Annotated in this window: 22 protein-coding genes; 14 read left to right on the top strand and 8 right to left on the bottom strand. The window is 46.8% G+C overall.

Features of this window, described 5'->3' with window-relative positions; all coding sequences use genetic code 11:
* The first annotated feature begins 96 nt into the window (after positions 1-96).
* The 3 genes from apbC (at position 97) to R4537_RS14170 (ending at position 4,194) form a co-directional block, all read left to right on the top strand.
* On the top strand, positions 97-1,173 hold the full coding sequence (gene apbC, locus R4537_RS14180) for an iron-sulfur cluster carrier protein ApbC (protein ID WP_071178590.1): 1,077 nt from the start codon (positions 97-99) through the stop codon (positions 1,171-1,173).
* Between the two features lie 176 nt (positions 1,174-1,349).
* Positions 1,350-1,991, top strand: coding sequence for a uridine kinase (udk, locus tag R4537_RS14175; RefSeq protein WP_001293736.1), 642 nt, complete (start codon positions 1,350-1,352; stop codon positions 1,989-1,991).
* 97 nt (positions 1,992-2,088) lie between these two features.
* On the top strand, positions 2,089-4,194 hold the full coding sequence (locus tag R4537_RS14170) for an AsmA family protein (RefSeq protein WP_071178511.1): 2,106 nt from the start codon (positions 2,089-2,091) through the stop codon (positions 4,192-4,194).
* A gap of 104 nt (positions 4,195-4,298) precedes the next feature.
* On the opposite strand, the gene cobO is transcribed toward R4537_RS14170, so the two are convergent.
* Positions 4,299-5,015, bottom strand: coding sequence for a cob(I)yrinic acid a,c-diamide adenosyltransferase (gene cobO / locus R4537_RS14165; RefSeq protein WP_316245267.1), 717 nt, complete (start codon positions 5,013-5,015; stop codon positions 4,299-4,301).
* Between cobO and R4537_RS14160 the strand changes: the two genes are divergently transcribed.
* Positions 5,014-5,457 (top strand): low molecular weight protein-tyrosine-phosphatase, encoded by a 444-nt coding sequence (locus tag R4537_RS14160; protein ID WP_175463843.1) that lies wholly within the window; start codon positions 5,014-5,016, stop codon positions 5,455-5,457. The genes cobO and R4537_RS14160 overlap by 2 nt on opposite strands.
* Positions 5,458-5,483: 26 nt before the next feature.
* On the opposite strand, the gene R4537_RS14155 is transcribed toward R4537_RS14160, so the two are convergent.
* From R4537_RS14155 to R4537_RS14140, 4 genes are all read right to left on the bottom strand, one after another.
* Complete coding sequence (locus tag R4537_RS14155; RefSeq protein ID WP_071178509.1) at positions 5,484-6,743, bottom strand: outer membrane protein transport protein; 1,260 nt, start codon at positions 6,741-6,743, stop codon at positions 5,484-5,486.
* Between the two features lie 302 nt (positions 6,744-7,045).
* Positions 7,046-8,293: an outer membrane protein transport protein gene (locus tag R4537_RS14150; RefSeq protein ID WP_071178508.1), complete on the bottom strand. Its 1,248-nt coding sequence runs from the start codon at positions 8,291-8,293 to the stop codon at positions 7,046-7,048.
* 259 nt (positions 8,294-8,552) lie between these two features.
* Entirely contained in the window at positions 8,553-9,284 is a 732-nt protein-coding gene (locus tag R4537_RS14145) for a DUF3379 domain-containing protein (RefSeq protein ID WP_071178507.1), read from the bottom strand.
* Positions 9,277-9,783 (bottom strand): sigma-70 family RNA polymerase sigma factor, encoded by a 507-nt coding sequence (locus R4537_RS14140; RefSeq protein WP_000375854.1) that lies wholly within the window; start codon positions 9,781-9,783, stop codon positions 9,277-9,279. The genes R4537_RS14145 and R4537_RS14140 overlap by 8 nt, the downstream gene beginning before the upstream one ends.
* A 587-nt stretch (positions 9,784-10,370) precedes the next feature.
* Between R4537_RS14140 and fadI the strand changes: the two genes are divergently transcribed.
* The 3 genes from fadI (at position 10,371) to R4537_RS14125 (ending at position 14,479) form a co-directional block, all read left to right on the top strand.
* Entirely contained in the window at positions 10,371-11,678 is a 1,308-nt protein-coding gene (gene fadI / locus R4537_RS14135; RefSeq protein WP_000517926.1) for an acetyl-CoA C-acyltransferase FadI, read from the top strand.
* A complete protein-coding gene (gene fadJ / locus R4537_RS14130) occupies positions 11,678-13,804 on the top strand; it encodes a fatty acid oxidation complex subunit alpha FadJ (RefSeq protein WP_071178506.1) in 2,127 nt (708 codons plus the stop codon). Before fadI ends, fadJ begins: the two co-directional genes overlap by 1 nt.
* A 126-nt stretch (positions 13,805-13,930) precedes the next feature.
* On the top strand, positions 13,931-14,479 hold the full coding sequence (locus R4537_RS14125; RefSeq protein WP_000387676.1) for an NAD(P)H nitroreductase: 549 nt from the start codon (positions 13,931-13,933) through the stop codon (positions 14,477-14,479).
* Positions 14,480-14,560: 81 nt separating this feature from the next.
* Here the strand turns inward: R4537_RS14125 and R4537_RS14120 are convergent, their stop codons facing one another.
* On the bottom strand, positions 14,561-15,436 hold the full coding sequence (locus R4537_RS14120; RefSeq protein ID WP_032479833.1) for a LysR family transcriptional regulator: 876 nt from the start codon (positions 15,434-15,436) through the stop codon (positions 14,561-14,563).
* 247 nt (positions 15,437-15,683) lie between these two features.
* On the opposite strand from R4537_RS14120, the gene R4537_RS14115 reads away from it, so the two are divergent.
* The 7 genes from R4537_RS14115 (at position 15,684) to recR (ending at position 21,268) form a co-directional block, all read left to right on the top strand.
* Entirely contained in the window at positions 15,684-16,778 is a 1,095-nt protein-coding gene (locus R4537_RS14115) for a response regulator (RefSeq protein WP_071178589.1), read from the top strand.
* Between the two features lie 169 nt (positions 16,779-16,947).
* Positions 16,948-17,079 (top strand): hypothetical protein, encoded by a 132-nt coding sequence (locus R4537_RS14110; RefSeq protein WP_000013198.1) that lies wholly within the window; start codon positions 16,948-16,950, stop codon positions 17,077-17,079.
* Positions 17,079-17,477, top strand: a complete 399-nt coding sequence (locus R4537_RS14105) for a YbaN family protein (RefSeq protein WP_071178505.1) — start codon at positions 17,079-17,081, stop codon at positions 17,475-17,477. The genes R4537_RS14110 and R4537_RS14105 overlap by 1 nt, the downstream gene beginning before the upstream one ends.
* Positions 17,478-17,608: 131 nt before the next feature.
* On the top strand, positions 17,609-18,154 hold the full coding sequence (gene apt / locus R4537_RS14100) for an adenine phosphoribosyltransferase (protein ID WP_000206217.1): 546 nt from the start codon (positions 17,609-17,611) through the stop codon (positions 18,152-18,154).
* Positions 18,155-18,172: 18 nt separating this feature from the next.
* Positions 18,173-20,251 (top strand): DNA polymerase III subunit gamma/tau, encoded by a 2,079-nt coding sequence (gene dnaX / locus R4537_RS14095; protein ID WP_071178504.1) that lies wholly within the window; start codon positions 18,173-18,175, stop codon positions 20,249-20,251.
* Positions 20,252-20,321: 70 nt separating this feature from the next.
* Entirely contained in the window at positions 20,322-20,651 is a 330-nt protein-coding gene (locus tag R4537_RS14090) for a YbaB/EbfC family nucleoid-associated protein (RefSeq protein WP_000467102.1), read from the top strand.
* Positions 20,652-20,665: 14 nt separating this feature from the next.
* Positions 20,666-21,268 carry a recombination mediator RecR gene (gene recR, locus R4537_RS14085; RefSeq protein ID WP_033930829.1) on the top strand — a complete coding sequence of 201 codons (603 nt, stop codon included), beginning with the start codon at positions 20,666-20,668 and terminating at the stop codon, positions 21,266-21,268.
* Positions 21,269-21,513: 245 nt separating this feature from the next.
* On the opposite strand, the gene R4537_RS14080 is transcribed toward recR, so the two are convergent.
* Positions 21,514-21,615: a MetS family NSS transporter small subunit gene (locus R4537_RS14080; RefSeq protein WP_108314809.1), complete on the bottom strand. Its 102-nt coding sequence runs from the start codon at positions 21,613-21,615 to the stop codon at positions 21,514-21,516.
* 2 nt (positions 21,616-21,617) lie between these two features.
* Positions 21,618-23,075, bottom strand: coding sequence for a sodium-dependent transporter (locus R4537_RS14075; protein ID WP_000817999.1), 1,458 nt, complete (start codon positions 23,073-23,075; stop codon positions 21,618-21,620).
* Positions 23,076-23,353 lie beyond the last annotated feature (278 nt).

Below are 23,353 nucleotides of genomic sequence, written 5' to 3'. Positions count from 1 at the left end.
CAGTCACGCCAAGGCGCGCAACAGTTGATTCCCCTATCTTTTTCGGGGTTCAGTTGCTCTTTGAGCGGTGGTAGCATGGGCAAAAAAGGGGAAGTTATGCAATCTATTCAATCCAAACAGGATCTCTGCCGCTGGCTGAGCCAATTTTCGCATCCCGATTTAATCAGTGATTGGGCGATGTCACCTTCTATCGTCACCATCACGCCCAATCAGCAAGTCACGATTCAACTGCCGTTTGCTGCGAACACTCTTATCAATGAATTGAGTGACTGGATTGCCAAGCAGCAGGCAAGTGGCACGATTGCGCCAGTAACCTTTGACATTCAAGTGAAACCTCAAGCTCTGGAAACCCGTGTGAGTGCGGCAGTCAAAGGGGTGAAAAACATTATTGCAGTGACGTCAGGCAAAGGTGGTGTGGGTAAATCCACGACGGCGGTGAATCTTGCACTCGCGATTGCGAAGTCAGGAGGCAAAGTCGGTCTATTGGATGCTGATATTTATGGTCCTTCCGTCCCGCTCATGCTGGGTAAAACCAAAGCTAAACCAGTAGTGCGTGATAATAAATGGATGCAGCCAATTGAGGCGCACGGCATTGCCACGCATTCGATTGGTTATTTGGTGGATGAGGCGGATGCGGCGATTTGGCGTGGACCAATGGCTTCTAAGGCGCTGGCACAGTTACTCAATGAAACCGAGTGGCCGGATCTGGATTATCTGGTGATCGATATGCCGCCGGGCACGGGGGATATCCAACTCACCCTCGCGCAGCAAATTCCGGTGACCGGCGCAGTGATTGTGACCACACCGCAAGATTTAGCCTTAGCTGATGCCCGCAAAGGCGCGGCGATGTTTGCCAAAGTGGACGTGCCCGTGATTGGGCTGGTGGAAAACATGAGTTACCACATCTGTAGTCATTGCGGCGAAAAAGAGCATATTTTTGGGGTTGGCGGAGCGCAAACTCTTGCCGCTGAATTTGGCTTATCCCTGCTGGCGCAAATTCCGCTGCATATTGAAATGCGAGAGGATATTGACGCGGGAGTTCCGACTGTGGTGGCGCGTCCCAATAGCGAGCATACCGAACGCTATTTAGCGTTGGCCCAGCGTGTGTGTGCTTCGCTGTTCTGGCAAGGCAAAGCAAAACCAGAGAGCATTCAAATCCAGTGGGTTAATTAAAGTAGCATCCTGCTCTAACTGCCAGTTCAAATGTAATCGTTTGCTCTGGTTTAATCTTATCCATCCGACATTTATGTGGCCGTTTTTGCCTAATGCAAACTGGTATCTCGGTCACATTCTCCCTATAATCAGGCGGTTTACCTTCATTCCTCACAACCATGTTCGGGTGCATAACCATGTCTGAGAATAATCAATGTGTCATCGTCGGTATTGCTGGCGCTTCTGCTTCTGGTAAGAGTCTCATTGCGAGCACGATTTATAATGAGCTACGCGCCAAAGTGGGTGACCATCAAATCGGTGTGATTACGGAAGATTGCTACTACAAAGATCAGAGCCATCTGAGCATGGAAGAACGTGTTAAAACCAACTACGACCACCCAAGTGCGCTAGACCACGATCTCCTTTGCCAACATTTGCAAATGCTGGCGCGTGGCGAAGCGGTTGAAGTGCCAGAATACAGCTACACTGAGCACACGCGTACCGAGCAAACCACCACCATGACGCCGAAGAAAGTGATCATTCTGGAAGGCATCCTGCTTCTGACTGATCCACGTCTTCGTGATTTGATGCACGCGACCGTATTTATGGATACGCCGCTGGATATCTGCTTGCTGCGCCGTGTGAAGCGTGATGTTCAAGAGCGTGGTCGCACCATGGAATCTGTACTGAAGCAGTACCAAGAGACGGTACGCCCTATGTTTATGCAATTTATTGAGCCGTCTAAACAGTACGCTGACATCATTGTGCCGCGTGGTGGTAAAAACCGTATCGCGATTGATGTACTCAAAGCACATATCGCAAAATTGCTAAAATCGTAATTTTGACCAGAGCTTTGCATCGCTTAGCTTTATTTTTCAAAGTAGAAGTGGCACTTTAAGTGCCACTTTCTTTTTCTCGTCAAGCAAGGAAAAGCAGATGAAAAAACTGTTTATTTCTCTTCTCGGTTTAGTTGTGCTGATTGTTGGCGCACTGCTGGCCTTAGTGTTGTTGGTTAACCCCAACCAATTTAAACCTTTAATCGTAGAGCAAGCCAAAAAACAAACTGGCTTAGATTTGGTGATTGAAGGCGATATTGGCTGGCAATTTTTCCCATCTATCGGTTTTGAGTTAGGCAAGACCGAGCTGAAAAACCCGCAAGGTTTTGCTAGCCCAAACCTGTTTAAAGTTGAGAGTGTGGGTATTGATGTCTCAGTGATGCCACTGCTCGATAAACAGCTCAAAATCGGCAACATCCGTTTGGATGGCGCAGAATTCCATCTGGAAACGCTTAAAGATGGTCGCTCCAATTTGGATGCCTTGACGCAAGCGCAATCTAAACCCGCGCCAGCGACAACTGACTCTGTACCCGCTTCTCAGCCAAGTTCAAGCGAGCCAGCGGCGGCGTGGAGTATTGAATTAGGTGGCGTTTCTGTCTCGAATGCGGTGTTGGAAATAACGGATAAAAAAGCGGGTTCGCATACCAAGCTGTATGACGTTCAACTGAGCGTTGCTGAGTTTGTGCCAGACAGCTGGACGAAAGCAACCTTTGCCGCGAAAGGCGATAAAGATCAGCAAAAGTTTGCCGCGCAAGGTGAAGCTGAAGTGCGCCTATCGGCGGATTTCAAGCAGTATGCACTACGTAACATTAATCTCGATGCGAGCTTTAGTGATTCGAGTAACCGAATCGATTCAGTCAAACTGAAACTCGACACCTTTGAGTTTGATAAAGCCAATGCGCTGACCTTCTCCGTGGCGGGTAAAGCGGCAGACATGAAGCTTAATGCGCAAGGTTCTGCGTCACTGGTGGTCAATCAGGCAATCAGTAAATTCGGTTTGAATGATTTGAAACTGCAAGCCGAATTGGAAGGGGCTGCGTTACCGCAATCACCGATGAAGTTAAGTTTAGACTCGCAAATTGCTTTCGATTTGACACAAAACCATCTCAGTGTGCTGCTCAACAAACTGACGGCTAATGCGCTGAGTTTCGATGGCAAAGCGGATGTCACCCTCGCAGATATTCCGAAAGTGCGTTTTAACCTGCACAGCCCTGAGATTGACTTGGATGCCTTCTTAGGCACGAAAGCTCAAGAGTCGCAACCTGCGCCAGCCAAGGAAGCAGCGGCATCCTCAGCGTCAGCTCCCGCGGCAAATGCCCTAGCAGAAGTGGAGCCAGACTTGTCGGCACTCAACACCTTGGATGTGGCGGGTGAGATCAGCATCGATAAATTCAAAGCCAGCAACGCCCATCTGCAAAATGTAAAAGCGAATTTTGCGGTCAATCGTGGCGTGGTGGATCTGAAATCCTTCACCGCGAATCTGTATCAAGGATCCGTGCAAGCTAACGGGCAAGTGGATGCGCGTAAAACGCCCGCGACTTACAGTGTGAAGAAGCAGATCAAAGGGGTACAGGTTAAGCCTTTACTAAAAGAAGTGCTGAACAACGAAATGCTGGAAGGCACAGGCAATATTGATGTGAATGTGCAAGGCCAGAGTTTAACACCAAGCGGCATCCAGAAAAATCTGGTCGGTACTGTGGCGATTAACTTTGCCGATGGTGCGGTGAAGGGTATTAACGTGGCGCACCTGATTCGTACCAACTTCGCCAAGATCAAAGGCCAAAGTGTCGAAGAAGCAGATGTGGTCAAGAAAACCGACTTTAGCGCCATGACGACGACGCTGAAACTCAATAAGGGTGAAGTGACGACCAATGATTTGAACCTTCAATCACCTTTGTTACGTGTGCATGGCGAAGGTAAAGCCAATTATCTGCAAGAAACGGTCGATTTCTTGGTAAGGACCTCAGTAGTTGGCACTCTAAAAGGACAGGGCGGTAAGGATTTGGATGAATTACGCAATGTCACCATTCCGATCAATATCTCTGGTGCGTGGAGCGATCCGAAATTCCGCTTGGTGTTTGATGATGTACTCAAACAAAAAGCCAAGAAAGAAGTGGATCGCGGTGTGGAAAAGCTGACCGACAAAATCAAAGATGAAGACACCAAAAAAGCGGTGGATGGGTTGTTGAAAGGCCTATTTAAATAACATGGATATGCCCTTCCTACTTAAAGTAGTTTGGGTATATACATCATTGATGTAACTAAAAAGGGCTGAATTTCAGCCCTTTCTTATTGATTTTTTTAGGTGTTTTACCAATCGACCCCTTTAAGGGCTTTCACGCCAGCTTCGAAAGCATGCTTGATATTTTTCACTTCAGAAACCGTATCGGCCATCTCAATCAAAGTGCGGTGTGCGCCGCGCCCAGTGATGATCACCGATTGCATTTTCGGACGCTGATTGAGTGCTTCGACCACTTCCTCAAGTTCGATGTAACCGTAGCTCACCATATAAGTGAGTTCATCAAACAGCACCACATCCAGCGATTCATCCTGCAACATGCGTTTGCAGTGTTGCCATACTTCTTGTGCCGCTGCGGTATCGCTGTCGCGGTTTTGGGTTTCCCAAGTAAAGCCAGTCGACATGACTTGAAATTCAACGCCGAGTTTTTCTAAAAGATTACGCTCGCCATTCTCCCAAGTGCCTTTGATAAACTGAGCCACCGCACACTGTTTACCGTGACCTACCGCGCGCGCAATGGTGCCAAAACCTGAGGTCGATTTTCCTTTACCATTGCCAGTAATAATCAGCAGTAACCCTTTTTCTTCTTGAGCAGCGGCAATTTTGGCATCCACTTGCTCTTTGACTTTTTGTTGACGAGCTTTGTGACGCTCTTGTTTGATTTCATCGCCGGACATGGCAAATCCTTTTTCAATCTGAAACTTGTCGCTATGATAGCCCAACTCGTCAGTGGCAAACACCAAACAAAAATAGGGATATAAGATGCATAAGGTACTTGTGGTGTGCATGGGCAATATTTGCCGTTCTCCGACCGCGGAAGCGGTATTGCGTGCTAAGGCAGCACAACTCAAGGTTGATGTGGAAGTCGATTCAGCAGGCACGATGGGGTATCACCAAGGGAATCCACCGGATGCACGATCAAAAGCGGCAGGAGAGAAGCGGGGATACTCATTTTCTGGCATCAAAGCGCGAAAGATCCGTGATGAAGATTTTGTGAAATTTGATTGGATTTTAGCCGCAGACCAAGAGAATTTAGCTGAGCTGAAAGCTCGCTGCCCTCAATCCCATCAACATAAGCTGTCATTGATGCTCAGCCACAGTGACTCGGAATACCAAGAGATTCCGGACCCTTACTATGGTGGCGAACGCGGTTTTGAGCTGGTGCTCGATTTGGTTGAAGACGCGGCAGAGCAGTTTTTACTGAAACTACAACAACAAGGCCAGCGTTAAGCTGGCCTCGATAAAGTAGAATGACCTTAGAAGCGGTAGTTCGCTTGAACACCAATTAGCCATACATTGCCTGATACATTGCCTGTAAATGCACCACCGATTGCGGCTGCAGTTTGGTCTGAAGCGTCACGAGGTTCGTTGATGGTGGCATCTTTCGCAAAGATATAGGTAAAACCGGCATCGAGAGTCAGTTGTGGCGTTGCAATATAACTACCGCCGACACTTACCCAAGTACGGTCTGTTTCTGGGATGGTTGCTGTACGGTTTTTATCATCTACCGCTGATGTGTCGTATGCGACGCCTGCACGCAGAGTGAGTTTAGCGTCGTATTGATACGTTGTGCCCAAAGCAAAGCGGTAGTTGTCTTCCCAGTTTTCTGATTTGATGAGGTCAGATTTTTCTGGGAACACAGCCGTCAACTCTTTGAATGAACTCCAATCTGTCCAGTTAATGCTAGCGTGAATCGCCCATTGGTCATTGAGTTGGTGGAAGCTTGCCAGTTCAGCCGTTGCTGGTAGAGTCACAGACATCATGCCGGGTTTATAACTACCGTAACTGACACCTTCTGCATGGCCTTCAAAATCCATCACCACTTCCGATTTATAGGCGAAACCTAAGCGGTGATCTTGATTGATTTGCCATGCACTGCCTACTTGCCAACCCCAAGAGTTATCTTCGCCTTCCATATATTTCAAAGTCGTGCCTTGAGGAAGTTTTAGAGCGTTCTTAGCTGGCGCAGTTGCACCGAAATGACCTTCACCCATCACATAACGTACACCCCCACCAATACTCAATTGAGGCAAAACTTGGTAAGCAATGTTGAGGTTGGCTTCTTTGCTGATCACGCTCGCTTGGTTGCCAAAGTGAGAGGCCGCAAACTCAGTACCCAGATCGGTTTCCATACCGTAGTTAGTACCAAGAGCAAAACCCAGTGCCACTTGTTCGTTTAACTGGTGTGACAGGTAGAAATTCGGAATCACAGCATCGTGTGCAAAATCTTTTGAATACGCTGGGAGTTTTTGATTGACGGTTCCATCCACATCTACGTTTGGATTCACGTAAATTGCGCCTGCAGAAACTTGAGTGCCTTCTAAATAGGTCAGCATTGCAGGGTTGCGCCATTGTGCGCTGGCATTGTCTGCCATCGCGGCTTCACCGGCGTAAGCACGGCCAAGACCTGTTGCTGAATACTCAGCAAGCTGGAAGCCCGCCGCTTGAGTAAAAGTAGAAACGCTGGCTAAACCGAAAGCCACAGCACAGGAGAGGAGAGTCTTATTGGTTTTCATCGGGATTGTTCGCTGAAATTTGCTAGTTTTTGTTGCGGCAAGTCTACGGCTAGAGCAATTGCTTTAAAACTTCAAATCAATGAAAGTGCATGATTTGAAGTTTTAGCCTGTAAAATGGATATTTTATAGATGATATTTCTATTTATTAAACAAAGGTTATTAAAGATTCAGCGTACAGATGTAGTGATATTGAGGTGGTTAATCGCACGCTTGTACGCTGACATTAAGCAAAACTAGGCAGTCAGCAAAAGAAAGGGGCTGATAAATCAGCCCCTTAGTAATGATATGTTGTGACGTTTTAATTAAAACGTACGGCTGTATTGTAAGCCGAACAGAATCGCGTCTGCATGAGTGGTACCTGATATTGAGGATAGATATTCAGGCTGACCTGGTGCACCAAAGAATGGATTCTTGGTGTTTTCATTAACTTTAACGTCTTTACCCATTAAGTAAGTTAAACCTAGATCAATGTTTGACTTATCATCAATATGATAAGTAAAGCCTGCTGATAGCCATTGACGATCGGAATCAGGTACTGAAATTGAAGTAATCTTATCTTGAGCACTGGTGTCGTACATATAACCCGCACGCAGTGTCCAATCACGATTTAAGTAGTAAGTACCGCCAATCGAGTAGTGCCAGCCATCTTGCCATTGGTAAGATTTCTCATTAATACTTTGGTTTTTGAATTCAAGTTTGTCGAAAGCGCTCCAACCAATGTACTGAATACTATAGTGGACAGCAAAAGCAGTGTTTTCAATGTGGTGATAACCAGAAAACTCAGCAAGGTCAGGTAATGGTAACTTAACCTCTTTATTGCCATCTTTAGCTGTGATTTCAGGGCTATAACGATAAGAGAGACCGAAACGATTGTTTTCATCTAATTCGTAAACAGTACCCACATTAAAACCGACGCCAAATCCGTCAGCTTTATTAATATCGACTACTTTACTTCCACCTAATGTAGGGCTAAGTGAACGTTTTAAAGTACCTTGTCCATAGATTAGATCCAATCCAGCACCAATACTCCATTGGTTATCAATGCGGTAAGAACCAGAAACGCCTAAATTAACGCTGAGAATTTCGGTTTCTCCACCATATTCGCCACCAGCGTAGTTGGAGCCAAAATCAGTACGCGTGCCAAAGTTAGAGTATGCGTTAACACCCCATGCAAATTGTTCGTTTACTGGTACGATTAAATGAATATTTGGTGCCACAGATGTGCCACCTGCGTCGTCATAATTAGCGTTACTGGATTTCTCTAATGGTGTTCCGGGTAATGACTTGTATGTGGCATCCTTGACTTTAATATCAGTAATGATGGTTTCAAAACCAAGAGAGAGCGCCATCTCATCAAACAGTGCCATCGCCGCTGGGTTGCGAGACATTACGGCTGCGTTATCGGCGATAACGGCATCACCCGCAAAAGCGCGACCTAGGCCGGTAGCAGATTGTGCGTTGAGCTGGAAACCTGCTGCAAACGCTTGTTGTGTGGCTAGCGTTACCGTCACGGCAAGCAGAGATTTTTTAAACAGACGCATGTTGTTCATTAGACTTTTCCTTTTTGGTTTCGCCTCTTATGGGCGTTGTTGTATGAGCTTTTGCTTGATTTGAGCAATTGCTCAGTGGTGGCTGATCCTAGACGCTAGTATAGGAGATAGAAATCCGACCATTGTCTAATTGAGCGAGAAAATTACTGAAATGATGGCTATTTGGCAGGAATTTAGGCGAAAACTCTAAAACTTAGAGTTTTCGCTCTATTTTAACTATTCACAACAATGCGTTAGTGTCATGTTGAGTATGCAAAAATTAGATGGATGATTGGATCATGGGCATGAGCTTATTGGCAATGTTGGTCAGGTTTTCATCCTTCTCGCCGACCAAGATCAAACTGGCATTCCCGACGGGTTTAATGATGCCTGCCATCCCATCTTGCTTAAATAGGCTGCTTTGCGCGCTGTGGATGGGCGTAAAAAACAGGGTTACTTTGCCTTTTTCACCTTGAAATACCATATGTACGGCATTGTCTTTACCAAAACCACAATGGTTGAGGTAATAGACGTGATAAGGAAAATCGCCTTCCATTTTGTAGGCAAAAGGCTGCATCTTGGCATTGATTTGCTGCATGTTCGCTTGCTCATCCAATCGGTTGACAAACCCTTCTTCATGAATGACATGCTGCACCGCCATGTCAGACAGGCTGGCTTGCGCGGGAGAGATCAAAAGGTTGCCCCACTGGATTTGTCCAACAAGCAGCCCAGCAGTAAAGGCAACCGATGCCGCGATCGCCATAGCTTTTCGAACAAACTGCGGGCGGATGACTTTCTCATCTTCCACTAAAGTCGTTTGTTTGAATAAAATTTTATCGGCCAAATCATCCGGCACATCGACTTTGAAGGCCTGAGCGATCTGTTTATCGAGCTGAAGTACATCATCGACAAACTTAGCGTTAGCCTCACTTGAGGTCATCATATCCAGTGTGTCGTTATCGCGCTGTTTAGGATCAGACATGACTTTGCGGCGAAATTCCAATTCATCCATTTTGCTGCTCCGGGTAGTGTTCTGAACCATCCATCATCTCTTTAAGTTGGTTACGTGCTCTAAACAAACGGGTCATCACCGTATTTTTATTCAGTGAAAGGATGTCTGCGATCTCCTCACCACTGAATCCGCCCACCACTTGTAAAAAGAGGGGCTCGCGATATTCGACATCCAACTTCAAAATTTGCCTTTGCAGCCACTCATTTTGATGGTGCTCATCATCGCTATATTTGGCTTCGTAGTCGTGATCGTCGATGTCGACTAAGTCAAACTGTTTACGCTCAAAACGGCGAGCATTTTCTCGGCGCAAAATCGTAATTAGCCAAGCTTTGGCTGCTTTTTCATCCAGCAGGCTATCGAGCGATTTCCACGCTCTCAAGCAGGTTTCTTGCACCAAGTCTTCGGCAATCGAGCGATCTTTACACAACCAATAGGCGTATCGGTAAAGGTCGCGATGATAAGCTCGCACCAGTGCTTCGTATTTTCTTTGTCTGTCCATGTCATTATTGACCGGACGTTGGGAAACTTTCTTTCCAAACAGATTCAATATCGACACCAAGGACTCCCTGTATGCGTCGTGTTATTCCAATTCATTTTGCCAAACTCCTGTTGCGTTATGCGGTTTGACTCGAAGATGGTGATAGGACAGAAATTATGCGAAGGAGTTCACGACTTATGAAGTTTCAGCGTGTTATGGCTCTCTACCTCAACAAGTCGTTTAATCGCATTAAACTTGATCTAATTCAAAATCTCATACTCTGAAGCCGTTATAGTAGCTCCTGTCATCTCGTTAGTCATTACGACTGACATTGTTGAGCAAAGATGACACTTCCTTTTGAAGGCTGACTTTACTTTCTCCTAATCAGGAAACTGATTTTTCAATTGGCGTAAGTTAATTGCTTTACCCATTCCGACCACACAGTTCTGTGTGGTTTTTTTTTGCAAAAAATCCTACCAACACCGGTTTGCCAGTGTTTTTCATCTCGAAAGGATTGTTTAAATCACGATTATTTAAACGGCCGTTTGATTTGTTTAACATTCTCGTTACAATGCGCCAGGTCAGACCTCTTATTCGAAGGAGAAATCATGGGCAAACAGGAAGTCAGGACTCGTTCTGGAGAACGAGTGGCGATTGTGGCCGGGCTACGTACGCCTTTTGCGCGTCAAAGCACCGAGTTTGGTCAAGTACCCGCAGTCGATCTCGGCAAAATGGTAGTACAAGAGATGATGGCTCGTACCGCTATCGATCCCAAATTAATTGAGCAAGTGGTGTTTGGCCAAGTGGTACAAATGCCGGAAGCGCCGAATATTGCTCGAGAAATTGTACTAGGTACCGGAATGTCGATTAACACGGATGCCTACAGCGTTACTCGCGCTTGCGCCACTAGTTTTCAAGCCGCCGTCAATGTGGCCGAAAGTATCATGGCTGGCAGCATAGATATTGGTATTGCAGGTGGTGCGGATTCTTCTTCTGTTCTGCCGATTGGTGTTTCTAAAAAACTGGCAGCTTCTTTATTAGCCTTGAGTAAAACCAAGACGGTCGGGCAGAAACTTAAACTGCTCAGTAACCTCTCTTTTAAAGACTTGATGCCCGTACCTCCTGCGGTCGCGGAATATTCAACGGGTCTTTCGATGGGGCAAACTGCTGAGCAGATGGCCAAAAGCTATACGATCTCGCGCGCTGAGCAAGATGCGTTAGCACATCGTTCACATACTTTAGCGGCTCAAGCATGGGCAGAGGGCAAAATTCGCGATGAAGTGATGACGGCTTTTCCTGAGCCATACAAAAAATGGCTGGATATGGATAACAACATTCGCATGGACTCCAAGCTAGAGAGCTATGCGAAGTTGCGTCCTGCCTTTGACCGTCAATACGGTACGGTGACCGCAGCAAACTCAACCCCACTGACGGATGGCGCCGCCGCGATTATGTTGATGCGTGAAGGTAAAGCGAAAGAGCTTGGTCTTGAGATCATGGGGTATATCCGCTCTTATGCGTTTGCCGCGATTGGCGTAGAAAAAGATATGCTGATGGGGCCTTCTTACGCCACTCCGATAGCCTTGGATCGCGCAGGCATCACCTTAAATGATCTCACCTTGATTGATATGCACGAAGCCTTTGCCGCGCAAACCTTAGCGAACTTGAAGATGTTCGCCAGTGACAAGTTTGCTCAAGAGCAGCTAGGTCGCGCACAAGCGATTGGTGAAGTGGACATGAGTAAATTTAACGTGCTGGGTGGCTCATTGGCTTATGGTCACCCATTCGCGGCGACAGGTGCGCGTATGATCACTCAAACTTTGCGTGAATTAAAACGCCGTGGCGGTGGTTTAGCCTTAAATACGGCTTGTGCTGCGGGTGGCTTAGGGGCTGCTATGATTCTGGAGGTGGAATAATGGATAACAACAATGCATTTCAGCTCTCGTTTGATGAGCAGCATTACGCTTGGCTGGCGATTGATGTCCCGGGCGAAAAAATGAATACCCTGCAAGCGGCATTTGCAGAAGAGATGCAAGCCGTTTTTGCAACGCTCAATGAAAAGCGAGGACAGATCAAAGGGCTGATTATCCACTCTCTTAAGCCGGATAACTTTATTGCGGGTGCGGATGTCCGCATGTTGGAAGCTTGCCAATCGGTACATGAAGCACAAGCGTTAGCCTCGCAGGGGCAACAGATGTTCCAGCAGCTTGCCGATTTGCCTTTCCCTGTGGTCGCGGCGATTCACGGCCCTTGCTTAGGCGGTGGTTTAGAATTGGCTCTGGCGTGTGATTATCGTGTCTGTACTGAAGATGAGGTAACACGTCTAGGCTTACCAGAAGTGATGTTGGGTTTGCTTCCGGGCTCTGGCGGTACGCAGCGTTTACCACGTTTGATTGGTTTACTGCCTGCGCTGGATCTCATCTTAACGGGCAAACAATTGCGTGCCAAAAAAGCCAAAAAATTGGGTGTGGTTGATGCATGTGTTCCGCATTCAGTACTGTTGGATGTGGCCAAACGTCTTCTAGAAGAAAAAGGGCACAAAAAGCGCGCTCAAGTTACGCTACCGATCAAAGAAAAACTGCTCGCCAATACCGGCTTGGGGCGTAAGTTGATTTTTGACCAAGCGGCCAAGAAAACGCAGCAGAAAACGCGTGGTAACTACCCCGCAGCGCAAGCCATTTTAGAGGTCATTCAATATGGCCTAGAAAAAGGGATGCATGCCGGCTTGGAATATGAAGCCAAGCGTTTCGCTGAATTGGTGATGACCCGAGAATCGAAAGCACTGCGCTCCATTTTCTTTGCAACCACTGAGATGAAAAAAGATCTCGGTGCGGATGCCAAACCTTTACCTGTAGCGGCAGTAGGCGTGCTCGGTGGTGGTTTGATGGGGGCTGGCATCAGTCACGTTACTGTGGCGAAAGCCAAAACATCGGTGCGCATCAAAGATGTGGCGAATGATGGTGTGCTCAATGCCCTCAATTACAACTACAAGCTGTTTGATAAGCAGAGACAGCGCAAGATTTTGACTAAAGCACAGCTGCAAGCGCAGATGTCGCAGCTCTCGGGTGGGACTGGCTTTGTGGGTTTTGATCGCTGTGATGTGGTGATTGAGGCTGTGTTTGAAGACCTGAAACTTAAGCAACAAATGGTGGCGGATATTGAAGCGAATGCCAAACCGACAACGATTTTTGCGACCAACACATCCTCGCTGCCGATCCATCAGATCGCGAGCCAAGCGCAGCGTCCGCAAAATATTGTGGGTTTACATTATTTCAGCCCAGTTGAAAAAATGCCGTTGGTGGAAGTGATTCCTCACGCGACCACCTCGGATGAAACCATTGCGACCGTGGTGACATTGGCACGTAAGCAGGGCAAAACGCCGATTGTTGTTAAAGACTGTGCTGGTTTTTATGTCAACCGCATTTTAGCGCCTTATATGAATGAAGCCGCGCAAGTGCTGATGACGGGTGAACCTATCGAAAAACTCGATGCTGCGTTACTGGATTTTGGTTTTCCAGTGGGGCCTATCACCTTGCTTGATGAAGTCGGGGTCGATATCGGAGCCAAGATCATGCCAATTTTGGTTAAAGAACTTGGGCCGCGTTTCCAAGGACCTGATGTCTTCGATGTGCTGTTGAAAGATAACCGTAAAGGCCGGAAAAGTGGTAAAGGTTTCTACACCTACAAAGGTAGCAAGAAGGAAGGGGTCGATAAATCCGTCTATAAACTGCTGAAATTAACCCCGGAATCTAAGCTAAACGACAAAGAAATCGCGATGCGTTGTTTGTTGCCTATGCTCAATGAGGCGGTTCGTTGTCTCGATGAAGGTATCATTCGCTGTGCACGTGATGGCGATATGGGCGCGATTTTTGGCATCGGTTTCCCGCCATTCTTAGGTGGACCTTTCCGTTACATGGACACGCTTGGTTTAACCAAACTGGTGGAAATGATGAATCAACATACTGAGAAGTATGGAGAGCGGTTTGCTCCATGCGATGGTTTGTTGACCAGAGCTGGGTTGGGTGAGAAGTTCTATTCCTAATATCAGACGGCAACATCCAATGATCAGCGACAGAAAGAGGCCTAGTGCCTCTTTCTTATTGCGAGGGATTCTCAAAAAAATGTGCTAGGATGAAACATAAAATCAAGAAGTAACAAGGAATTCAAAATGGAAGCCCTCGATTTATTGCTCAACCGTCGTTCAATCGCCAAACTGGATGCGCCGGCACCACAAGGTGAGGCATTAGAAAATATACTGCGTGCGGGTTTACGCGCTCCAGATCATGGTGCTTTGACTCCATGGCGTTTTGTGGTTGCGCATGGTGATGGTTTGGCAAAGCTGGCGGCGATTTTAGAACAAGCTGAGATGACCAATGGCAGTGATGAAGCGGTGATCAGTAGAGCCAAGAATGCGCCTTTTCGTGCACCTATGGTCATTACTGTGATTGCAAAAGTGTCTCACAGTGACAAAATTCCTGTGTTTGAACAGCATTTATCTGCCGGTTGTGCAGTACAAGCCATGCAAATGGCGGCCGTAGCACAAGGGTTTCAGGGGATTTGGCGCTCTGGAAGTTGGATGTTCCATCCGGTTGTGCGTAGTGCTTTCAATGTGCAAGGAGAGGATCAAATTGTTGGATTTCTTTATCTCGGAACCCCGGGATGCAGTGCGATGAAAGTGCCTGAGCGCGATCTGAGTAAGTTTGTTGAGTATCTTTAAACGCTGTCGTTTCGTCTTACGCTAAAGAAAAAGAGCACGAAGCTCTTTTTCTGATCCAATGTGCGATAAAAATCCTCGTGACTATTGCAAATGGTAGCCAATCACAAAGTCTATAAATAGCCGAACTTTTTCTGGCTGGTGATCTTTGTGATTATACAGCATATAGATATCCCGCGGATTTGAACTCCAATCAGCCAATATTTGTACCAAGCTCCCATCTTCAAGAAACTCACGCAGCATCACGTCCGGCATCAACGTAATCCCTAATCCTTGTGAGCAAGCACTGCGTACCACATTCAGTGCACTGGCTTGAAATCGGCCGCGGTCGGTATTGACTATGGTTTCACCTTGGCTGTTGGTTAACTGCCATTTGAGCAATGGATAGCCTTTGAGTAGTTGATGTTGGTGTAACTCTTCTGCGTGAGTCGGTTGCGGATTGCTCGCTAAATATTGAGGGCTGGCAACCAAAATATCTTTCACTTCACCGATTTTACGAGCGATCAAACTGGAATCACGCTGCGGACCAACTCGGAAAATCACATCCCATTCGGTAGGGTCCAACTCGTCGGCTTGATGATCCATCATTAATTCTATGTCGATGTCGGGGTAGCGGGTCATAAAATCGTTAAACACCGGCATCATCATGCGTTTCGTCAGATTGGTTGGCGCTGAGATACGGATGCGCCCAGCGGCTCCACGGCACTCATCGGTGATTTCCTCTGTCATTGCAGCAAGGCGCTCTAAAAGAGGGGAGCAATCTTTATAGAATCGTTCTCCTGCTTCGGTCAGAGTTAGTTTACGAGCGTGACGATTGAGCAACCTAAGGTTTAGGGAATCCTCCAAGGCTTGGATCCGTCTTGTGATCGTTGCCACAGGGATCATGGTTTTTTTTGAAGTTGAGGTATAGCTTCCATTTTCGACAACCAGTCGAAAGAGGTTTAGGTCATCTAGTTTCATCGTTTCTGACACATTATGTTGCAACTATCGCTAATTTATACACATATAAGCCGATAAATTTTGCGTGATGTCAACTTGTAAGACGATTTATTGAAAACCATACATCTTGTGATTGATTAAATTTCAGGCCCTACTGTTTGTGTAATACACAGTTCACAGCTACTTTTTAATTAATCAATAATTCAACTTTTCCGTCGCAAGCTATTGGTAACTTGTGCGGTAGACTTTATGAGTGAGGTCGATGTTTATGTATAAATCTCACATACCGGAAGACTGCGAAGAAGAAGCGCAGCTAACGGCAGCAAAACTGATTTTGCTGGTGGATGATGACCCTGTTTTCCGACGCATGACCAAAGGTTATCTTCAGAAATATGGCTATCAAGTGATCGAAGCTGAAAATGGCTTAGATGGCTTGCGAAAATTACGTGACCATGGTCCAGACTTGATTCTGTGTGATTTGTCCATGCCTGTACTTAACGGGATTGAGTTCGTTGAAGAGGTCAGTTCGTCCTATCCTTCTTTGCCTCTGGTTGTTGTTTCAGCCACCGAGGAAATCGCCGATGTGGCCAAAGCGCTGCGTTTTGGGATTAAAGATTTTCTACCCAAACCGATCACCAATCATTCGCACCTTGCCAGCGCAATAGAAAATGTGTTGGCCAATGATGATGACCATCAACGGGATTTTGCAAGTTGTTGGTATGGCGCTGATCGTCAAGGAAGCATTCCTGAAGAGCAAGAATTACATTGGCATTTACAATATTTAAAAGACAACCCTAATGCTGCCAAAGAGTTACTCGAAGCATTATTACCAGAAAAAGATTCTCAGCTTGGGAACTGGAAATGCAGCTATCGATTACTACAGTCCGCCGAATTGATGCCACTGGTTTTTGACTACGCTTGGCTCATGAATGGTCAATTTGTGTTCTATATGGTTGATGCAGCCAGTCATCGTGAGTGTGGTGCCGCATCCACATTGCTTGTGCGTGCCTTGTTCCACGATTATGTACGCAACTTGCGCACTTTTCGGGTTGAGCTGAAAGATCTGGTTGAAATTGTTGAACGAGGCCTGCGCTGTTCCGATTGTATTGGTAAAATCTCTGCACTATTTGGGGTGGCAGATTTAGCTAATGGTACGTTATCCCTATTGCCCACAGGGTTAAATTGTCAGTGGTCAAACGGCTATGTAAGCAATCGGATTACTTCTGGCGTTCAGCTAGGTGATAACAGCTTACGCAATTTCATCACCAAAGATTTGCCGATCCGTTCGGCTTGTCAAATCAGTTTAAGTAAACCCAGTGCCTACAGTTTTACTTTGGATCTTTATCAAGGAGCCTTGGGGTGATTTTACCGACTAAAATGTGAGTGTGATTGTAACTTTGCATCGAGGGGCTAATAACCTTATATATTGTCAGTGTTTGTTGTAGCTCGGTTTCGCTATAGTTCGGAGCACAAAATCAATGAGGCTACCCTAGAGTTGCCCGTTCTAAAGTCACCCCGAAGAGAAGATTACAATGGCAAACCAAGAGTTCAAAGAACCCTTTAATATCTATTACTTTCTAGGCATGGTTGCAGTACTGCTGATCCCAACTTTGCCTGCGACACTGACTTGGATTCGTGTATTTAACGGTTACGCTGGTTTTTAATGCGTTCATCCTTATCACGCTTTTTGTTCAGTGTTATTGGAATAATCAGTCTATGCCTAGGGATACTGGGCATTTTTCTTCCTCTTCTGCCTACCACTCCCTTTATCTTACTGTCTAGTGCTTGTTTTTTGCGCAGTAGCCCTCGATTTTATCGCTGGTTAAACCAACATGCGACATTTGGGCCTATGATTCAAAACTGGCAGCAACATGGCGCGGTCAGTAAAGCGGTGAAAAAGCGCGCCACACTCTTTATCGTGCTGAGTTTTGCCTTTTCGATCTGGATGGTTCCTTGGCTGTGGCTCAAGGTTGCGCTGTTTATCTGGCTTGTGCTTTTGATCACTTGGTTTATCCGTTTACCAACCCATGAGCTGGTTGCTAACCAACAAGAAAATCACTAGCATTAGCGGGAAGTGTGCCCACTCTTCGAGTGGGCTTTGTTTTTTCAGTGCTGTCGTTCCCTTGTGGCAGACGGCTCCGAAATTGTTCTGTCATCACCTAAGGTGATGAAGCAACTGAAGTTAAAGTAACTATGACAACTGAAACTCTTTCACTGATCAAATCCAGCATCAAAAGTATTCCTGACTACCCGAAAAAAGGCATTCTGTTTCGTGATGTGACCAGCTTGCTGGAAGATGCCAAAGCGTATCAAGCGACCATTCAACTTCTGGTTGAAAAGTACAAAGACATGGGTTTTACCAAGGTTGTGGGCACAGAAGCGCGTGGTTTCTTGTTTGGTGCTCCTCTGGCACTAGAACTGGGTGTCGGCTTTGTGCCTGTGCGTAAGCCGGGTAAATTGCCGCGTCAAACCGTCGCTCAATCTTATGAGCTGGAATACGGTACTGATACGCTGGAAATTCATGTGGATGCGATCAAACCGGGCGACAAAGTACTGGTGGTGGATGACCTGCTGGCGACTGGTGGAACGATTGAAGCGACTACTAAGCTCATCCGTCAATTGGGTGGAGAAGTCGAGCACGCTGCCTTCGTGATCAACTTGCCAGAAATTGGTGGTGATAAGCGCCTTGAAGGGTTAGGCTTGCAGGTTTACAGCATCTGTGAATTTGAAGGTCACTAACCGACAACGGATATTGGAATGAGTTATCTTGCTTTAGCACGCAAATGGCGTCCGACACGATTTAGCGAAGTGGTCGGACAATCCCATGTTTTAACCGCTTTAGAGAACGCTTTGGCGCAAAACCGTTTGCACCATGCGTACTTGTTTAGTGGCACTCGAGGCGTGGGTAAGACCACCATAGGTCGTTTGTTTGCGAAGGGGCTCAACTGCGAGACGGGCATAACGGCTACGCCTTGCGGCCAGTGTGCAACCTGTCAAGAAATTGATCAGGGACGCTTTGTGGATCTGCTCGAGATTGACGCGGCATCACGCACCAAAGTGGAAGATACGCGCGAATTGCTCGACAACGTGCAGTACAAACCTGCGCGTGGACGTTTCAAAGTTTACCTGATTGACGAAGTGCATATGCTCTCGCGTCACAGCTTCAATGCACTGCTCAAAACGCTTGAAGAGCCGCCTGAGTATGTGAAGTTTTTGCTGGCAACCACTGATCCACAAAAGCTGCCTGTGACCATCTTGTCGCGCTGTTTGCAGTTCCATCTCAAACCGATCAGTGTAGAAAATATCCAGCAGCAGCTCGATAACGTGCTGCACGCCGAACAGATCTCAAGCGACAGCAAAGCACTCAATCTGCTCGCCCATGCTGCGGATGGCAGTATGCGCGATGCTCTTAGTTTGACCGATCAAGCGATTGCTTTGGGCAATGGCGTAGTGAAAAGTGACATCGTCGCGCACATGCTCGGCACGCTAGACACGGATCATGCCCTGCATCTCTTACAAGCCATCAGCCTGCAAACGCCACAAGCGGTTATGGATTGCATCGAAATGCTTGCCCAAAATGGCGTAGAGTGGGATGGATTACTGCAACAGCTTTCGACTCAACTGCATCGAATTGCTATGTACCAAGCGCTGCCTGCCACCTTGGATAAATCGCTGCCAGAGGCATCGCGTATTGAGTCGTTGGCCAAAACCTTAGCGCCGCAAGATGTGCAGCTTTACTACCAAATTGCGCTCAAAGGTCGACAAGATTTACCACTGTCACCCACGGCTAGAATTGGCATTGAAATGTTGATGCTGCGTATGATGGCGTTTCGTCCATCTCATGTCTCCTTGGCGAGTGTGATTGTTCCACCCAATACGGCAGTGACTACCTCAACAATCACGGCACCGACTTCTCAAATGGCGGCTTCAGCACCGCAACCACAACCCGTTGCTCAGTCAAACGTATCGCAACCTGCCTCGCAAGCGATGCCTTACCCTGTCGCACCGCCAATGATGGCAGCACAGCCTGTGGTAGAAAGCGCGGTGTCAGTCACTCAGCGAGAAGCATCACACTCGATAAACGCTCCAGAAGTCTCTGTTGTCACCAATACCGACACGCAGAGTCAAGCCAGCATGCCAGCCCTAGCAGGGTTGCGTCATCAACTGCGCTCTAAGCGACAAGAAGTACAAAACAAAGGCGCGGATGGAAAAAAGTCTGACGCGACATCTGCTACTCCAGCATCGGCGCTAGAGCGTATTGCGCAGAGAGCACAGCAAGTGCAGGTGTCGCCAGAACGCAATGATGAAGATGAGTTGGAGCCCGAAGAGGAAATCTATCAATGGCGCCCAATGCAACCTATCGAAGTGGCGGTAAAAAGTGAAGTCACGCCAACGCAACTGAAAAAAGCGTTAGAGCATGAAAAAACGCCGGAAATGGTAGCGAAGTTGATTGAAGAAACGGTCGCGCAAGACGCGTGGTCGGCATTGGTTCAACGGCTAGAGACTGCCAAAATGGTTGAGCAATTGGCGCTGAATTCCGCTTTTGTTCGTCAAGGCGATCAGATTTCTCTAACGCTGCGTCCAAGTCATGCCCATCTGCACAACGAAAAAGCGCAGCAAGAGTTAGAACAGGCATTGAATCATGTGCTTGGTGAAGCTTGTTCATTGAACATTACCGTGGGGCAAGAGGGTGAAACCCCCCTTGAGCTGCGTGAACGGCTCTACCAACAGAAACTCACGTCCGCGCTGCACAGTTTACAAACTGATCCCAACGTGCAGTTTATTGAGCGTCGATTTAATGCGCAGCTCGATAGCGACAGCGTACGACCCATTTAACTGGGGTTGAAACCTAAGTGTCTCACCCCCACACTATGTGAAACATTCAACGATAACCAGAGAGATAAAGATGTTTGGTAAAGGCGGAATGGGCAACCTGATGAAGCAAGCCCAACAAATGCAAGAGCGTATGCAAAAGCTGCAAGAAGAGATCGCAAACATGGAAGTGACCGGTGAATCCGGTGCTGGCCTTGTGAAAGTGACCGTAACGGGCAGCCACAGCGTGCGCCGTGTCAACATCGATGAAAGTCTGATGGAAGATGACAAAGAGATGTTGGAAGATTTGATTGCTGCCGCATTCAATGATGCCGCTCGTCGTATCGAAGAGACGCAAAAAGAAAAAATGGCTTCAATCACCGGTGGAATGCAACTGCCTCCGGGCATGAAAATGCCATTTTAATCTGAGCTGAATTTATGCGTACCAGTCATATGCTGGAACATTTGATGGAAGCATTACGCTGCTTGCCGGGTGTTGGCCCAAAATCAGCGCAGCGTATGGCATTCCATCTGTTACAGCGCGATCGTAAAGGTGGTTTACAACTGGCTGAGGCACTGAGTCAGGCGATGGTCGAAATCGGCCATTGTCAGGAGTGCCGAACTTTTACTGAGCAGGATGTTTGCCACATCTGTAGCAACCCAAAACGTAAAGAAAATGGTCAGTTGTGTGTGGTTGAAAGCCCAGCAGATATTGCGGCGCTAGAAGCTACCGGTCAATTTTCTGGTCGCTATTTTGTGTTGATGGGGCACTTATCACCGCTGGATGGTATTGGTCCGAGCGATATTGGCCTCGATACGCTGGATTATCGCTTGCAACGCGGTGATATCAGTGAGGTGATCCTCGCCACTAACCCGACGGTGGAAGGTGAGGCGACCGCGCAATACATTGCCGAGTTGTGTCGTGAACATCGAGTCACCGCAAGCCGCATTGCACATGGTGTTCCCGTGGGCGGCGAACTTGAGTTGGTGGATGGCACGACCTTATCTCATTCGCTGTTGGGGCGTCACAAGCTGTTTTAACTCAGTCTCAAAAATTATAATGCCGCTCAATGAGCGGCATTGTTTTTATCACACGCCGAATATGGCGTGCCCTAAGAGATGAAAGTCTTCTACAGTGGAAGTGACCCCCAATAGCATGTTTTGTGTATGCCTATGGGAATAATGAGCGCCATCCTTGGTTCTCACCAAAGGCCAGCCCAAGGCTGTGCAACATGGCCACTCACTTTCCGTCTACCTGTAACTCCAAATGATTTGGGTATAAATACTTAGGATGAAGCCTTATCCATCGCTTTCTTTATGCAGATGGCAGCGCCACCCCATGTTATACACAAACCGATGACCATGATGATAATTGCGCTAAGAGTCATAATTACGCTTCCCTGTGAGTTTTAACGTTAATAATGATACCAATAACCAGCAGAGTGAGAATCATGATCCAACCTAAAGTTAGGTCATAGCCGCCATAGCCATCAGTGAATAAAGATAAAAATTTTGTTGCAACAATAATGGCTAGAATTACTGGTGAAACAAAGCGTAGACAAATATCGAACCAAGCACCGATTGAAAAATCTGAAGTGGCATTCACGTATTTGCGAACATCAGAGATTTTTACTAACCAAGTCATTAAAAGTAGCTCGATAAAGCAACTGACCATAATCCCGACATTATTGGCAAAATGATCTACAAGGTCGAGTAGCAATAGACCGCCATTGGTCGCAAATGCCATTGATACGATAACGCCAGTACCGATCACAATATTCGCGGCTTTTTTCCGGCTCCAAGACAACTTGTCCATCAACGCTGAAGTGACGGCTTCAATGATTGAGATATGCGAACTTAGGCCAGCAACCACTAAAGCAAGGAAGAAAAGAGGACCAAGGATATATGGAATAGGCAGTAGATTAATTGCCGCAGGTAAAGTAACAAAAGCCAACCCAACCCCTGCAGAAACGACCTCAGTTAAGGCGACGCCTTGTTCCTGAGCCATATAACCAAGCACTGAAAAGATCATGATCCCAGCTAAAATGGAAAAGCCGCAATCAAGTAACACTGTCATAAATGCGTTATTGGTAATATCTGACTTTTCAGGTAGATAACTTGAATAGGCAAGCATGATGGCAAAACCAATACTCAGGGTAAAAAACACCTGACCGTAGGCGGCTGCCCATACCTTAACATCCCAAATTTTACTGAAGTCAGGTTCAAACATGTAGTTGACGCCATTTAATGCTCCAGGAAGGAAAATCATCCGGCCGATCAAGATAAGAACCATTACCAGTAATACAGGCATCATAATTTTTGAAGCGCGCTCAATGCCTTTTTTGACTCCGCCAAAGATTGCTGCATAGGTGATTGCCCACGCGATTAACATAGCAAACGCGATGTGCCACTGAATGTTGCCTAAATTAGTGGGTGAATTATCCCCTAACTTCAGGTATTCACTAAAGAAATAAGCGTTAGTATCAGTGCCCCAACTTTGGTTAAAAGACATACCAAAGTAGGAAATCGCCCAGCCAATCACCGCGACATAATAAACGGCAATCACTGCTGCAATACCGACTTGGAACCAGCCTAACCACTCAAATTTCGAATGAATTTTGGAAAGTGTCGTCGGTGCTGAACCACGATGCTTCTGACCCATACTGAACTCTAGGATCATAAATGGAATGCCTGCAGTGATCATGGCGAAGAGATAAGGGATAAAAAACGCGCCTCCACCATTCTCGTAGGCCATATAAGGAAAACGCCAAATATTACCAAGGCCAATTGCTGACCCTACTGCGGCTAATATGAATCCCACACGGGATCCCCATTGTTCTCGCTTCATAAACAACTCCTTGTCATATCTAGGGTATGAAGCTTTTCGTCAGCAGTCGCTGAATCTGGGGAAAAGGAAACAAAGTTATCCGTGCAACATTTGCGCGGCTAACTTTTGCTCTATCATCCATGATTCTGCAAAAAGTTAGTTATATATATTGGTTGCTGCTCGAAAACCTAGAATTTCATTCTTAGTTACGCGATGTGTGTTTGCGAAATCTGAAATAATCAGCTACGCAATGGTACGAGACTACCGTTTTATTTTGTAGGTGGCAATAGATCATATAG

The sequence above is a fragment of the Vibrio paracholerae genome, assembly GCF_037672085.1.
Lineage (GTDB): Bacteria > Pseudomonadota > Gammaproteobacteria > Enterobacterales > Vibrionaceae > Vibrio > Vibrio cholerae.
Note: the sequence above shows the minus strand (reverse complement) of the source record. Positions and strands in the feature narration are given on the sequence as shown.